Here is a 15,435-nt window from a genome sequence, read left to right as displayed (position 1 = left end):
TTTCAGCTCGGGTTCTCGCATTACACTGCTCGCTTCAACAGCATGGACTTAATATGACCAATTGCTTTAGTCGGATTAAGACCTTTTGGACACACGTCAACACAGTTCATGATGCCGTGGCAACGGAACACGCTATAGGCGTCATCCAGCTCAGAAAGACGTTCTTCTGTTGCTGTATCGCGACTGTCGATCAAAAAACGATATGCGTGAAGCAGACCGCTTGGACCGATAAACTTATCAGGATTCCACCAGAATGATGGGCAAGCCGTAGAACAACAGGCACACATGATACATTCGTACAGACCATCTAAATGAGCACGCTCTTCAGGTGATTGTAAGTGTTCACGGGCTGGTGCTTTCTCATCATTGATGAGGTAAGGCTTGATCTTCTCATACTGCTTATAGAACTGAGTTAAATCAACAACTAAGTCACGAACAACTGGCATACCTGGTAATGGGCGTATTTCTAATTTCTTGCCTTTGAAGGTTGAAATTGGGGTAATACACGCCAGACCATTTTTACCATTCATGTTCACACCGTCAGAACCACACACACCTTCACGGCATGAGCGACGGAATGACAGAGTTGGATCTTGCTCTTTCAACTTAATCAGTGCATCGAGCACCATCATGTCAGAGCCGTCAGCTACTTCTAAGCTGTAATCCTGCATATACGGTTTAGTATCTACGTCAGGATTGTAGCGATAAACTGCAAATGTCAATTTCATCTTTGCAACTCCTAGTAGGTACGTTTCTTCGGTGGGAATGCTTCACGTAACTTAGGTGCCATGTTCACTGCACGACGATCCATCGTTTCAGTCACAGGGTCAAATAAGCTGTGGCATAACCAGTTCTCATCATCACGCTCTAAATAATCTTCACGTGAGTGAGCACCGCGACTTTCAGTACGGAAGTTAGCAGCATAGGCCGTAGCGATTGCTGTTGCCATTAGGTTATCTAACTCTAAACATTCAATACGTTGAGTGTTGAATTCACGAGAGTTATCAGACAACTTCGCCTTTGCAAGACGTTCGCGGATGACTTTCAACTGCTCTAAACCTTCAGCCATAGCATCGCCACGACGGAATACAGAGAAGTTTAATTGCATACACAGTTGCAGATCCTTACGGATTTGCGCTGGATCTTCGCCATCTTTGTTGCTTTCCCAACGATTTAGACGAGCCAGTGATGCTTGAATATCCGCATCGCTTGCGTCTTTTGGATCGTCAGTCTCATCCAAAGCTTTACCTAAATGCTGACCCGCTGCGCGGCCAAAGACCACTAAATCGAGCAATGAGTTACCACCTAAGCGGTTTGCACCGTGAACAGATACACAGGCAATCTCACCCACAGCAAACAGACCGATAACATCTTGTTCAGTACCGTCTTCATTCTTACGAATAACTTGACCACTGACTTTAGTTGGCAGACCGCCCATCATATAGTGACAGGTTGGCAACACTGGAATTGGGCCATCGGCCGGATCGATATGGGCAAAGGTACGAGACAATTCACACACGCCTGGTAAACGTGCTTCTAATGTTTCTTTACCTAAGTGATCAAGCTTGAGTAAACAGTGTGGACCTAATGGACCGTCTAAACCACGACCTTCGCGGATTTCAGTCATCATTGAACGCGCTACCACGTCGCGTGATGCCAAATCTTTCGCGTTAGGGGCATAACGCTCCATAAAGCGCTCGCCGTCTTTGTTCAGCAGATAACCGCCTTCACCACGACAACCTTCAGTCACAAGTACACCCGCGCCGGCGATGCCAGTTGGGTGGAATTGCCACATTTCCATGTCTTGCATTTGCACGCCAGCACGCATTGCCATACCGACACCGTCACCGGTGTTGATATGCGCGTTAGTAGTAGAAGCGTAAATACGCCCTGCACCACCGGTCGCTAGAATCGTTGCTTTGGCTTTGAAATAAACGATATCACCCGTTTCAATTTCAATCGCAGTACAACCCACAACGGCGCCATCATCGTTTTTAACGAGATCTAATGCATACCATTCTGAGAAGACTTGCGTCTTATGCTTAACGTTTTGTTGGTATAAACAGTGCAGCAAAGCATGACCAGTACGGTCGGCAGCTGCCGCAGTACGTGCAGCCTGCTCGCCACCAAAGTTCTTAGATTGACCACCAAACGGACGTTGGTAAATCGTGCCATTTTCGAAACGAGAGAAAGGCAAACCCATTTGCTCAAGTTCAATAACGGCTTCAGGACCGGTTTTACACATGAACTCAATCGCTTCTTGGTCACCGATAAAATCGGAACCTTTAACGGTATCGTACATATGCTGTTCCCAATGATCTTCATGGGCGTTACCTAACGCAACGGTGATACCACCCTGCGCAGATACGGTATGAGAACGAGTTGGGAACACTTTTGATAAAAGCGCACAGCTTTTACCTTCTTTGGAAATCTGCAGCGCTGCACGCATACCAGCGCCACCGGCACCGATCACTACAGCATCAAATTCGCGTACTGGAATACTCACTTAGACACCCCACACAATAACAATGCCGGCCGCTAAATAACAAAATACGGTAACGACAAAGGTGAACTGTAAAACACCACGTAACGACGTGCACTTGACGTAATCTGTCAGCACTTGCCATACACCAATCCAAGCGTGTACTAATAATGCTACCAGCGCCAGAAGTGTAAACACTTTCATCGGCAGAGCGCTAAAAAGGCTATGCCACACGTCGTAGGTGAGAGGGGAACTACATGCAATAAAGCCAACCAAGAAAATGGTGTAACAGGCGAGGATCACTGCACTAGCGCGTAGTAGAATATAGTCATGAACACCACTGCGTCCAAAACTTGCTGCATTGGTTACCATACCCAAATCCCCGCTATGATTGAAAAGGCTACCGTTAAGGCAAATACAGCTTTCGCTGATGCGGCACCCGATGACAATTCTTCCCAACGACCGGTATCCATTACTAAGTGGCGCAGGCCACCGAACAAGTGATACGCCAGTGCAGTCATAATGCCCCACATGATGAACTTCATAACGAAGTTATCAAATAGAGATTGTACGCCAGCGAAACTTTCAGCTGATGCTAAAGATGAATTTAGCAACCAAATGAGAATGCCAACTGCGAACAGCATAATGACACCGGAAACACGGTGAAGAATTGACACAATCGCTGTTGCAGGAAAGCGAATGGTCTGCAGATCTAAATGGACAGGTCTTTGCTTTTTCACGTTCTGCTCACTCAGCTCCATTGAGCATTTTTTTTGTTATGTGAACCGCTTTTGTACAAACTTTAAACTGGGATGTGAATCACGGCAAAAGTAAACACAAAAGCAAAGTTTAAACAAACAGTTAACTATCTGAGCACGCACTCATTTAACATGTAAACAAAGGGTGCTTTATAATCGTTGTTTGCGGCCCTTATTGGGCGAGGCAAGTATACTCGCGGCAAATGTCAAATACAAACATCACAGAATGCAAATTATGTTTTTTTGACGATTTTTTACTGTAAGTGCCAGTTCCGCATGGGAAAGTAAAGGCATTTATACCATGGTCTAACAAATTAAAACGCTTATTTAAATTGAAATGTGATCTAGAATGGCTGTAAAGTAATGGCGGTTTGACATGCCGCACTCACAGATAAGAACTAAGTAAGGAGAACGGGGTATGGCTGATTTAAAAGCCAAATTAGAATTACCAGGGAACGACTCGATAGAATTGCCAGTAAAGCAGGGAACCGCTGGTTTTGACGTAATCGACATCAGTAAACTTGGCAGCAAAGGTTACTTCACTTTTGATCCAGGTTTTCTTGCGACTGCCTCCTGTGAATCTGCAATTACCTATATTGATGGTGATCTGGGTATATTGTTACACCGTGGCTATCCAATCGATCAACTCGCCGTTGACTCCGATTACCTAGACCTGTGTTATCTGCTGCTTTACGGTGAACTGCCGACAAAAGCGCAATATACTGAGTTTGTACATACAGTTAAAACCCACACTATGGTTCACGAGCAGCTAGCCTTCTTCTTTAGAGGTTTCCGTCGTGATGCTCATCCTATGGCCATGTTATGTGGTGTGACGGGTGCATTATCTGCATTTTACCAAGACTCTCTGGATGTTAACGATCCACGTCACCGCGAAATCGCCGCTTATCGCTTAGTCTCAAAAATGCCTACGATAGCAGCCATGTGCTACAAGTATTCTTCAGGCCAGCCATTCGTGTACCCACGTAATGACTTAAGCTATGCGGGCAACTTCTTAAGCATGATGTTTGCTGTGCCATGTGAAGAATACATAGTTAACCCTATCGTTGAACGTGCAATGGACAGGATCTTCATTTTACATGCTGATCATGAACAAAATGCATCGACTTCAACCGTACGTTTAGCCGGTTCTTCAGGTGCTAACCCATTTGCGTGTATCGCAGCGGGTATCGCGTCTCTTTGGGGCCCTGCACACGGCGGCGCTAACGAAGCCTGTTTGCAAATGTTAGAAGAAATCGGTTCAGTTGACCGCATTCCTGAATTCATTGAACGTGCTAAAGACAAGAACGATCCATTCCGTCTGATGGGCTTTGGACACCGTGTTTACAAAAACTTTGACCCACGTGCCAAAGTTATGCGTGAAACCTGTCACGAAGTGCTGAAAGAACTGAAAGTTAAGGATCCACTATTGGATGTGGCAATGGAGCTTGAGCGCATTGCGCTTGAAGACGAATACTTCATTTCTAAGAAGCTGTATCCAAACGTCGACTTCTACTCTGGCATCATCATGAAAGCCATTGGTATTCCAACCAGTATGTTCACTGTGCTGTTCGCACTGGCACGTACTGTAGGCTGGATTGCACACTGGAAAGAAATGTTAGATCAACCAGGCCACAAAATCAGCCGTCCACGTCAGTTATACACTGGCGAAACTGCGCGTGATTTCGTCGCACAAGACAAACGCTAAGTCCCACGACTTACGCATTAAAAAGCGCCTGAGGGCGCTTTTTTCATATCAAAAAATCCCCTTTGACACTCCCCTTGTTAGACAAAATACATTGTTGCAATTGCCTACTTGCGTAACCGCTGTTAACCGCCTTTAGTTATTCTCATCACTTTTTAAACTTTTTAGCTACATTTAGTGGAATTCGCACATTAGCCTTAACTTAAATATAGCTTAACTATATGAAATTAAGCTATATTTAATGTTGGCACGGTTTCTGCTATCAAATGGCATCACAATAAAGACAACAGGTAACACACTTATGGAAAAGTCAAACATTGCTAAATTCGCCCTACCCCTGCTAATGATTTCAATGCTAGCAGCCTGTGGTAAGGAAGAAATGGCTAAAAAAGAAGAAAAATATGCCATTCCCGTCGAAACCACCACAGTGATGCAAGGAAACGTTTCATCTTTCTACAGCACAACAGCCACCTTAGAAGCGCCTCAAGAAGCCAATGTCGTCAGCCGCATTTCTGGACTCATTGAATCACTAGCCGTTGAAGAAGGTGACCGCGTGCAGAAGGGTCAAGTGCTCGCCGTTATCGATGCCAAAAGACAGCAATACGATTTAGACCGCTCAGAAGCCGAAGTTAAAATCATTGAGCAGGAATTGAATCGTCTGAAGAAAATGGGCAACAAAGAATTTATCAGCGCAGATTCGATGGCCAAACTTGAATATAACTTGCAAGCCGCCATCGCCAAGAAAGACCTTGCCGAGCTACAAGTCAAAGAAAGCCGCGTACTGTCCCCTATTAGCGGTGTCGTCGCTAAACGTTATGTGAAAGCAGGCAACATGGCGAAGGAATTTGGCGATTTGTTTTATATCGTTAATCAAGATGAACTCCACGGTATAGTCCATCTGCCAGAGCAACAACTTGCCAGCTTAAGACTCGGCCAAGAAGCACAAGTGTTCAGCAATCAACAAAGTAAAAATGCTATCCATGCCAAAGTGCTGCGGATAAGCCCGATTGTTGACCCACAAAGTGGCACGTTCAAAGTGACATTAGCCGTACCGAATCAAGAGGCGCGCCTAAAAGCAGGCATGTTTACCCGTGTTGAGCTTAAGTATGACACCCATGAAAACGTGATTACCGTTCCCTATAGCGCCCTGATTAACCAAGATAACAGGCAAGCTCTGTATGTTATCGATGGCACTAATGCTAACCGCCGTGAAGTCGAAATTGGCTACCGTGAAGGTGACTCTGTAGAAGTGATTGCAGGCATTAACCCAGGTGAACAAGTCGTGACCCGTGGCCAGCAAAACTTGAAAGACCAATCCTTAGTCGAAGTGATCACCCCACTCGATCTTGCTTCCGCTAAGAACTGATAGGAGCCTTTCATGTCAATTATCAGCACTTCCGTTAAACGGCCAGTCACGGTGTGGATGTTCATGCTGGCGGTGATTTTATTCGGTATGGTGGGATTTTCCCGCTTAGCGGTGAAGTTACTGCCAGACTTAAGCTATCCCACATTAACCATTCGCACTATGTATGACGGTGCGGCGCCAGTAGAAGTTGAACAGCTCGTCTCTAAACCGATTGAAGAAGCCGTTGGCGTGGTCAAAGGCTTACGTAAAATCAGCTCTATTTCGCGCTCAGGCATGTCAGATGTAGTGCTTGAGTTTGAATGGGGCACCACAATGGACATGGCGAGTTTAGATGTGCGCGAAAAACTCGACACTATCGCCCTGCCTTTGGATGTTAAAAAGCCATTATTACTGCGCTTTAACCCCAACCTTGACCCAATCATGCGTCTCGCGTTGTCTGTGCCCAATGCCTCAGAAGCCGATCTTAAGCAAATGCGCACCTACGCAGAAGAAGAGCTTAAGCGTCGCTTAGAAGCGCTTTCTGGGGTCGCCGCCGTGCGTTTATCCGGTGGTTTAGAGCAAGAAGTACACATTCAGCTCAATCAAGAAAAACTATCGCAACTTAACCTCAATGCCGACGACATTAAACGTCGCATTAATGAGGAAAACATTAACCTCTCTGCGGGTAAAGTGATCCAAGGTGATCGCGAATACTTAGTGCGGACGCTAAACCAATTCAATTCACTAGATGAACTTGGTCAAGTGATCGTCTATCGCGACGAGCAAACCTTAGTACGTTTATTCGAAGTCGCTACGATTACGGATGCCTATAAAGAACGCAGTGATATCACCCGCATCGGTAGCCAAGAATCGATTGAACTGGCGATTTATAAAGAAGGTGATGCTAACACTGTCGCCGTCGCCAAAAAACTGCGCGATGAACTCGTCAAAATTAATCAAGATCCTAAGCAAAACAAACTCGAAGTGATTTACGATCAATCCGAGTTTATCGAAAGTGCGGTCAGTGAAGTCACGTCTTCGGCGCTGATGGGCAGTTTATTATCTATGCTAGTGATTTACCTGTTCCTGCGTAACATCATCCCAACGCTGATTATTTCCATCTCGATCCCCTTCTCGGTTATCGCGACCTTTAACATGATGTATTTTGCCGATATCAGCTTAAACATCATGTCATTAGGCGGTATCGCGCTGGCCATTGGTCTATTAGTCGATAACGCCATTGTGGTATTAGAGAACATTGACCGCTGTCGCAGCGAAGGCATGAGTAAGTTAGACGCCGCAGTCACTGGAACTAAAGAAGTAGCAGGCGCGATTTTCGCCTCCACACTGACGACACTTGCGGTGTTTGTGCCCTTAGTCTTTGTCGATGGGATTGCCGGCGCTCTGTTCTCTGACCAAGCGCTAACAGTCACGTTTGCCCTGTTGGCCTCGCTATTAGTCGCCTTAACCTCTATCCCTATGCTGGCATCGCGCGAAGGCTTTAAAACCTTACCCGCACTGATAAAAACCACACCTAAGGATAAACCCACCACTAAAATGGGTAAGTTTAAACACTATAGCGCGACTGTGTTTTCCTTCCCTATTCTATTAATGTTTAGTTACTTACCAAGTGCATTGTTGACCTTAGTGCTGATTTTAGGCCGCTTCTTCTCGTGGCTTATCGGTCTAATCATGCGTCCTTTGAGTTCAGGATTTAACTTTGTCTATCACAGTATCGAGAAGGTTTATCACAAGCTGCTAGCCTCGGCGCTGCGTCAACAAATGACCACACTGCTGCTCACCATTGCGATAACGGGCGCATGTATTAGCCTGTTACCTCGCCTAGGTATGGAGCTTATTCCGCCAATGAATCAGGGCGAGTTTTATGTGGAGATCCTACTGCCACCAGGTACGGCGGTGAGTGAAACCGATAAGGTTTTGCAACAACTCGCGTTGTCTATCAAGGACAGACCCGAAGTCAAACATGCCTATAGCCAAGCCGGTAGCGGTGGTTTGATGACCTCGGATACCGCTCGCGGTGGTGAAAACTGGGGCCGTTTACAAGTGGTACTGACAGATCACAGTGCCTATAACGCGATCACTCAAGTGCTGCGTGATACCGCGCGCCGCATTCCTGAACTTGAAGCAAAAATCGAGCAACCTGAGTTATTCAGCTTCAAAACGCCACTGGAGATTGAGCTCACGGGTTACGATTTGAACTTGCTCAAGCGCAGTGCCGATAGCCTAGTCAAAGCATTATCCGCATCGGATCGTTTTGCTGACGTGAATACCAGTCTGCGCGATGGTCAACCTGAGCTGAGTATCCGTTTCGATCATGCAAGGTTAGCGGCGCTCGGAATGGATGCGCCAACAGTTGCGAACCGCATTGCCCAGCGCGTTGGCGGTACCATTGCCAGCCAATACACGGTACGTGATCGTAAGATTGATATTCTGGTGCGCAGTGAACTCGCCGAGCGCGATCAAATCAGCGATATCGATGCCTTAATCATCAACCCGAACAGCAATCAACCTATTGCTTTAAGTGCGGTTGCCGAAGTGTCATTACAATTAGGCCCCTCGGCGATTAACCGTATCAGCCAGCAACGTGTGGCACTGGTGTCGGCTAACCTCGCCTACGGTGACTTAAGCGATGCGGTGGCACAGGCGCAGCAAATACTGTCGCAACAGGTGCTACCGGCATCGGTACAAGCCCGCTTTGGTGGTCAAAATGAGGAAATGGAGCACTCATTCCAGTCACTCAAAATTGCCCTTATCTTAGCGATTTTCTTAGTGTATTTAGTGATGGCGAGTCAGTTTGAGTCACTGTTGCATCCCTTGCTTATCCTCTTTGCCGTGCCTATGGCATTGGCGGGTAGCGTGCTGGGCCTGTATATCACCCAAACCCATTTGAGTGTGGTGGTGTTTATCGGTCTTATCATGTTGGCGGGTATCGTAGTGAACAACGCGATTGTGCTTGTGGATCGCATCAACCAACTGCGTAGCGAAGGTGTTGAAAAACTCGATGCCATTCGCGCCGCCGCTAAATCGCGCCTACGCCCCATTATGATGACAACGCTCACCACCACCTTAGGCTTATTGCCGATGGCGCTGGGGTTAGGCGATGGTTCAGAGGTGCGTGCACCTATGGCGATTACAGTGATCTTTGGTCTGAGTTTATCGACTTTACTGACCTTAATTGTGCTACCAGTGCTCTACGCCCTGTTCGACCGTAAAGTGTATGACGTTGCAGCCACAGATATCGCGCATGACGTTGAGGAGGCTCGCCCATGAACCTCACCCGTTTAGCCATTAAGCGTCCCGTGACCACCAGCATGTTCTTCTTTGCTATCTTGCTATTTGGTCTCGCCTCGAGTCGTTTGTTACCGCTGGAAATGTTCCCTGGTATCGATATTCCGCAGATTGTGGTGCAAGTGCCCTACAAGGGCTCGACCCCCGCTGAAGTCGAGCGCGATATCACCAAAGTGCTGGAGGAATCCCTCGCCACTATGGGTGGGATTGATGAGCTCGAATCAGAATCTTCCCAAGAAGGCTCTGAAATCGAAATCAACATGAAGTGGGGTGAAAACGTTGCCACTAAGAGCCTAGAAGCGCGGGAAAAAATCGATGCGGTGCGGCATTTATTGCCAAAGGATGTTGAGCGGGTCTTTATCCGCCAATTCTCCACCGCCGACATGCCTGTGCTCACGATACGTATATCGAGCGACCGCGAGCTGTCAGGCGCATTCGATTTACTCGATAAACAGCTTAAACGTCCGCTTGAACGTGTTGAAGGTGTCTCTAAGGTCAGCCTGTACGGCGTTGAACAAAAGCAAATTGAAGTGCGCATCAATGCCGACCGTCTTGCCGCCAGTGGATTTTCCGCTACCGACTTGCAAGCCCGCCTCGGCAGAGAAAACTTTGTGATTAGTGCTGGCACGCTTAGGGCCAGTAACATCGTTTACCAAGTGTCGCCGAAGGGCGAGTTTAGAAACCTTGAAGATATCAAAGCACTGGTGCTGATCCCAGGATTGACCTTAGGCGATATTGCAGATGTGCAGTTTGCCTTGCCAGAGCGTATCGAAGGTCGCCATTTAGATCAGCACTATGCTGTCGGTTTAGATGTGTTTAAGGAATCAGGTGCTAACTTAGTCGAAGTGTCTGAACGCGTACTAAAAGTCATCGAACTAGCGAAGCAAGATCAACAGTTCCAAGGTATTCGGCTGTTTATCATGGAAGATCAAGCCTCTGGGGTTAAATCTTCGCTGATGGACTTACTGTTTTCGGGTTTAATTGGCGCCCTGCTGTCCTTTGTGGTGCTGTACTTATTCCTGCGTAATCTGAAAATGACCTTAGTGGTCGTGTCGTCTGTGCCGATTTCCATCGGTATGACGCTCGCCGCCATGTATTTACTCGGTTACAGCTTGAATATCCTGTCTATGATGGGACTCTTGCTCGCCATTGGTATGTTAATTGATAACGCTGTGGTGGTGACCGAGAGCGTGCTGCAGGAGAAACAAGGCAAATCACCCAAGGATAATGAAGAGTCAGTGATGACTGGGGTCGATAAAGTGTCCCTCGCCGTATTGGCGGGCACTATGACCACTGCCATCGTATTTTTACCCAATATTTTTGGCGTGAAAGTGGAGCTGACAATTTTCCTAGAGCATGTTGCCATCGCGATTTGTATCTCGCTTGCGGCATCGCTACTGGTTGCTAAAACCTTGATCCCTTTGATGTTGACTAAGTTCCACTTCGACATCGCGCCCGAGAAGGATGCCGGTAAGTTACAGCGCTTCTACAACAATACGCTTAACTGGGTATTGCTGAGGCCTTGGCGTTCAGGCTTTATTGCGGTGGCCATTCTCGCGTCTACCGCCCTGCCGCTGTCGATGGTTAAACAGGATCAAGAAGACAGCCAGAGCAAGGAGCGGATTTACATCAACTATCAAGTGGAAGGTCGGCATAATCTCAATGTCACTGAGGCAATGGTCAATCAAATGGAAGAGTATCTTTATAAGAATAAAGAGGAATTTCATATTGATTCTGTCTACAGCTACTACTCATCCGACGACGGTTCATCAGTGATATTGCTGAAGAAAGACTTGCCTATGCCACTGGATGAGTTGAAAAAGAAAATCCGCAGCGGCTTCCCTAAGTATTCGATCGCCAAACCGCAATTTGGTTGGGGTAATGACAACTCTGGTGTGCGCGTGACGCTCACAGGTCGCTCAACCTCTGAGCTGATTAACTTAAGCGAACAAGTAATCCCTTTACTGCAAAATATCAAAGGAATGCAAGATGTTCGCTCTGAGCTTAACGGTGCGCAACAGGAAGTGGTTATCCGCATCGATAGGCAAATGGCGGCGCGGTTAGATTTAAAACTCAATGAAATCGCTTCGAGTATCTCTATGGCACTGCGCGGTTCACCGCTGCGATCGTTCCGTCACGATCCTAATGGCGAACTGCGCATCGAAATGGCCTATGAGAAAGAGTGGCAAAAGTCGCTCGAAAAACTCAAGCAGTTACCGATAGTGCGCATCGACCAAAGGGTGTACACCTTAGATAACTTAGCGAAGATTGAAATCCAACCTCGCTTCGATACGATCAAGCACTTTAATCGCCAAACCTCTTTGTCGATTGGCGCTAACTTAGAAAACCTCACCACGGAAGAAGCGCAAACTAAGATCAAGCAAGTGATGGAAAATATCCATTTCCCTAATGGTTACGACTATTCATTACGCGGTGGATTCGAGCGTCAAGATGAAGATCAGAATGTGATGGCAACCAATATGCTATTGGCTGTCGCGATGATTTACATCGTGATGGCGGCGCTGTTTGAGTCTCTGTTATTACCGACGGCGATTATCACTTCAATCCTATTTTCTATCACAGGTGTATTCTGGGCGCTGTTCATCACGGGCACGCCTATTTCTGTGATGGCCATGATAGGCATCTTGATTTTAATGGGAATTGTGGTGAATAACGGCATCGTTCTGGTGGATCAAATTAACCAGATGACGCCGGATCTCGACAAATTGTCCGCCACCATTCGAGATGTGTGTATCACGCGTTTGCGCCCAGTATTGATGACAGTGGGCACCACAGTGTTGGGCTTAGTGCCACTGGCGATGGGTGAAACCCAAATCGGTGGCGGCGGCCCGCCGTATTCGCCCATGGCAATCGCCATTATTGGTGGCTTGTCGTTCTCGACTTTGACTAGCTTGTACTTAGTACCCTTGTGCTACCAAGCCTTGTATCGAATGCGCCATCGTGCCGCCATTCGTTTAGGCCAAGCCGACCGCGTAGCTCAAAAGCTACTACCTTGGACAGTGTAGCAAGCTTCAACAACTGAATATGCTTTTGAAGCAAGTGACATTAAAACAATGAACAAAAAGGCTGCAGCGCAGCCTTTTTTATTTAGAATTGAGCGAGAATGTCTCACTGCACATTTTACTGTGACAGATTACTGCGACAAAATCCTGAAGCGGATCATAAACAATTGCTCAAGGCCGGGATAAATCTCTGCAATCACATCGCGTAGCTGTGGCAGAGTCATATTCTCTTGTTTGGCATGCATCTCGGTGAGCTCAGTTAACTTTACTGGCGTGACATCGATAATCTGGATATCACAAAACCAGCGGTCAGTTTCGAAGGTGGACACAGGCAGAATTTGCCCCGTTATCACATGGGATTCGGCTTCATCGCGCAGGGTAATGGTTTTCGTGCCACTTAAGATATCGTGTTCAAAACGCTCGAAAAAAGTGATTTTAGTGAGTAACACAGCTTATCCTCGGGTAGTACAGGAGCAATAAAAATGACATTGGCGTCAGTTTATTGCACTAATAATCCGGGGCAATATAATGGCTTTTAACGCCAACTGACAGCATATAGCGCAAAATACTCGACATCGATTGCACTCATCCCTGTACAGCCCTTTGAGTCAAACTCACGTGAAAACGGGCTATTACCAAATTGACCGCCAAATTAGTCGACAAAAAGTTGCAGTTCTTTTCGACAGTTTTCAGTAAAACAATTCAGCAAAACATAGTCAGTTAGCTCAGATTGAGTTAGAATCCGCCCTCAATTGAGCCCTTGGCCTCATATTCCTGCGCATAGCGGGTGCGAAACGAAATTAGAGACGTCATGAACAAGAAACAAAAGATCATCAAGAAAATAGCTAAACGCGCTAAGGCCAGACTGAATAAAGTCGATCCCGTGACTATCGGCTCACCAGCGAAATCAGGTTACATCTCTAAGGCCGATCGCGCAAAAATGGCGGCATTAGAAGCCACGACTGAACAAGTCGAAGGCCAACAAGACGCGCCAAGCATTGAAGAATAAGCAGTACTGAAGAATAGGCGTACCGCAGAATAACGCTTTCTAGCGGCCTATTTTTGCATTGTTAACCCGACTCGATTAACTGCAAACGCCGCTTAAAACAAAAATGCCACAAGCAATCTTGTGGCATTTTTGTTTTTCTGTATTCCTAACGGCGCGCGGTGAACCAGCTTGAGTGTTTATGTTTGATTCAATATCGTTATTTGACAGTTTGTATCAGCACTAAAACAGGTGAACCATTAACCGCTAAAGTCAGTTCGGCTTTTTGCCTTCTTCTAAATACGTTATTGGCAATACCGACTCACTCTCTTGCTCCTCGGTTAATTGCGCCATCTGCACGCAAGAAGATGAAAGTGGATTGGTCGCACTCGGCAGGTTCTCCGCCACACAGTTCGCGATTTCCTCCTCTTCACTCAGCGCAACATTACGGGGAGCGGCATTGATACCGCCAACATTCGCCATCGCGGACAACTGGGCCTGCGCCGCCACTTTATCCACTAAACGGTAGGCAACCCACACACCTAAAGTACCAAACAAAATAGACCCTAAAACTTGCCCAATCAACACGCCATAAACCCCGCCCCAAAGTGCACCCAAATACACAAAGGGCACTGTGCCTAAGGTGGCTTTACCAACATTAAACAAGGTGGAATATTTAGCCTTACCGAGGTTATTAAAGGACGCATTCGCCACGAATAAAATCCACGAAAAGATAAAGAATACCGCAATATAACTACAGAAAAAGTGGATAAGATCGGCGCTATCGCCCTTCATATCAAACACATTGACCAAATGTGACTTAAGCGCAAACAGCAACAGAGACATTACCAGCACATACACAGCACAAAACTGAATCGCCCGCGTTAAACTCTCGCGCACTCGGTCAAACTGTCCCGCACCAAAATTTTGACCAACAATAGGGCCAATCGCACCCGAAAGCGCAAAGATCATCCCAAAGGTCACAGGGATTAAACGCCCTAACACCGCCCAGCCCGCCACGTAAGCGTCACCGAAATCGGCAATGGCTCGGGTCACAAAGGCATTACCGATAGGCGTCGCCACGTTGGTTAACATCGCGGGTCCCGCTATGGCAAAGATGGGTTTTAGATCGGCGATAAAATGCGCCTTATCGAAATGACCTAACAACTTATGCTTAACTACAACGCCGCGGCCAGCAATTAAAAATACCGCCACCCGCGCTAAAACGGATGCCAATGCCGCACCTTCAATCCCCATGGCGAACAAGAAGATAAAAATCGGGTCGAGTACAGCATTAACGCCGCCGCCCGCTAAGGTCGACATCATGGATAACTTTGCATCACCCACGGCGCGCAAAGCCCCGCCGAACGCCATCGCAAGACAAATAAAAGGCAAGGAAGGCACTAAGATATACAAGTAGCTGGCAGCGAGCTCAGCCGTATGGCCACTTGCGCCTACTAAGGCAACCAACTCAGGGATGAAAGTAGTGACCACGGTGGCCACCAGCACGCTAATCAGCGTTGTCACAACAGCGCTATTGAGCAATAGCCGCTTTGCTAACACCACATCTTTTGCGCCAATCGAGCGAGACACTAAAGCGCCTAAAGCAATTGATAAGCCTATCCCAATGGATGTCGTGAAAAAGGAGATGCTGCCAGCATAACCCACAGCCGCCGCAAGCTCATGCTCCCCCAATAAACTCAGGAAAAAGATATCCAGTAAATCCACCACAAATAAGGCAGAAATCCCCACAGCGGCAGTCGAACTCATCACTAAGATGTGACGTAATATGGGGCCTTCAACAAACTTGGCTTGCGTCATACGTGTGTGT

Annotated in this window: 11 protein-coding genes; 5 read left to right on the top strand and 6 right to left on the bottom strand. The window is 47.0% G+C overall.

Translation table 11 applies throughout. From position 1 onward, the window contains the following. Positions 1-20: 20 nt before the first annotated feature. From NE536_RS14570 to sdhC, 4 genes are read right to left on the bottom strand one after another with little or no spacing between them, the layout of a single operon-like run. The gene (locus NE536_RS14570; protein WP_106650759.1) at positions 21-728 is read right to left on the bottom strand and encodes a succinate dehydrogenase iron-sulfur subunit; all 708 of its coding nucleotides are present in this window, start codon (positions 726-728) and stop codon (positions 21-23) included. Positions 729-739: 11 nt separating this feature from the next. Then, a complete protein-coding gene (gene sdhA, locus NE536_RS14565; RefSeq protein WP_106650760.1) occupies positions 740-2,506 on the bottom strand; it encodes a succinate dehydrogenase flavoprotein subunit in 1,767 nt (588 codons plus the stop codon). Next, on the bottom strand, positions 2,507-2,854 hold the full coding sequence (gene sdhD, locus NE536_RS14560) for a succinate dehydrogenase, hydrophobic membrane anchor protein (RefSeq protein ID WP_006081981.1): 348 nt from the start codon (positions 2,852-2,854) through the stop codon (positions 2,507-2,509). Continuing rightward, the gene (gene sdhC / locus NE536_RS14555) at positions 2,848-3,243 is read right to left on the bottom strand and encodes a succinate dehydrogenase cytochrome b556 subunit (RefSeq protein WP_006081982.1); all 396 of its coding nucleotides are present in this window, start codon (positions 3,241-3,243) and stop codon (positions 2,848-2,850) included. Before sdhC ends, sdhD begins: the two co-directional genes overlap by 7 nt. 415 nt (positions 3,244-3,658) lie before the next feature. Here sdhC and NE536_RS14550 point away from each other — a divergent pair, with 415 nt between their 5' ends. From NE536_RS14550 to NE536_RS14535, 4 genes are all read left to right on the top strand, one after another. Further along, the gene (locus tag NE536_RS14550; protein ID WP_006081983.1) at positions 3,659-4,945 is read left to right on the top strand and encodes a citrate synthase; all 1,287 of its coding nucleotides are present in this window, start codon (positions 3,659-3,661) and stop codon (positions 4,943-4,945) included. 298 nt (positions 4,946-5,243) lie between these two features. Next, entirely contained in the window at positions 5,244-6,308 is a 1,065-nt protein-coding gene (locus NE536_RS14545; RefSeq protein WP_107947900.1) for an efflux RND transporter periplasmic adaptor subunit, read from the top strand. A gap of 12 nt (positions 6,309-6,320) precedes the next feature. Then, positions 6,321-9,578, top strand: coding sequence for an efflux RND transporter permease subunit (locus NE536_RS14540; protein WP_115334448.1), 3,258 nt, complete (start codon positions 6,321-6,323; stop codon positions 9,576-9,578). Then, entirely contained in the window at positions 9,575-12,622 is a 3,048-nt protein-coding gene (locus NE536_RS14535; protein ID WP_011847027.1) for an efflux RND transporter permease subunit, read from the top strand. The genes NE536_RS14540 and NE536_RS14535 overlap by 4 nt, the downstream gene beginning before the upstream one ends. 128 nt (positions 12,623-12,750) lie before the next feature. Here NE536_RS14535 and yqfB read toward each other — a convergent pair whose 3' ends face one another. After that, positions 12,751-13,068 (bottom strand): N(4)-acetylcytidine aminohydrolase, encoded by a 318-nt coding sequence (gene yqfB / locus NE536_RS14530; protein WP_126491762.1) that lies wholly within the window; start codon positions 13,066-13,068, stop codon positions 12,751-12,753. Positions 13,069-13,430: 362 nt separating this feature from the next. Here yqfB and NE536_RS14525 point away from each other — a divergent pair, with 362 nt between their 5' ends. Beyond that, the gene (locus NE536_RS14525; RefSeq protein ID WP_011847029.1) at positions 13,431-13,628 is read left to right on the top strand and encodes a DUF2986 domain-containing protein; all 198 of its coding nucleotides are present in this window, start codon (positions 13,431-13,433) and stop codon (positions 13,626-13,628) included. Positions 13,629-13,877: 249 nt separating this feature from the next. On the opposite strand, the gene NE536_RS14520 is transcribed toward NE536_RS14525, so the two are convergent. Then, positions 13,878-15,425 carry an MATE family efflux transporter gene (locus NE536_RS14520; RefSeq protein WP_261273126.1) on the bottom strand — a complete coding sequence of 516 codons (1,548 nt, stop codon included), beginning with the start codon at positions 15,423-15,425 and terminating at the stop codon, positions 13,878-13,880. Positions 15,426-15,435: the final 10 nt, after the last annotated feature.

The organism is Shewanella septentrionalis (genome assembly GCF_025370265.1).
Lineage (GTDB): Bacteria > Pseudomonadota > Gammaproteobacteria > Enterobacterales > Shewanellaceae > Shewanella > Shewanella hafniensis.
This window is presented reverse-complemented; position numbering and strand designations above follow the sequence as displayed.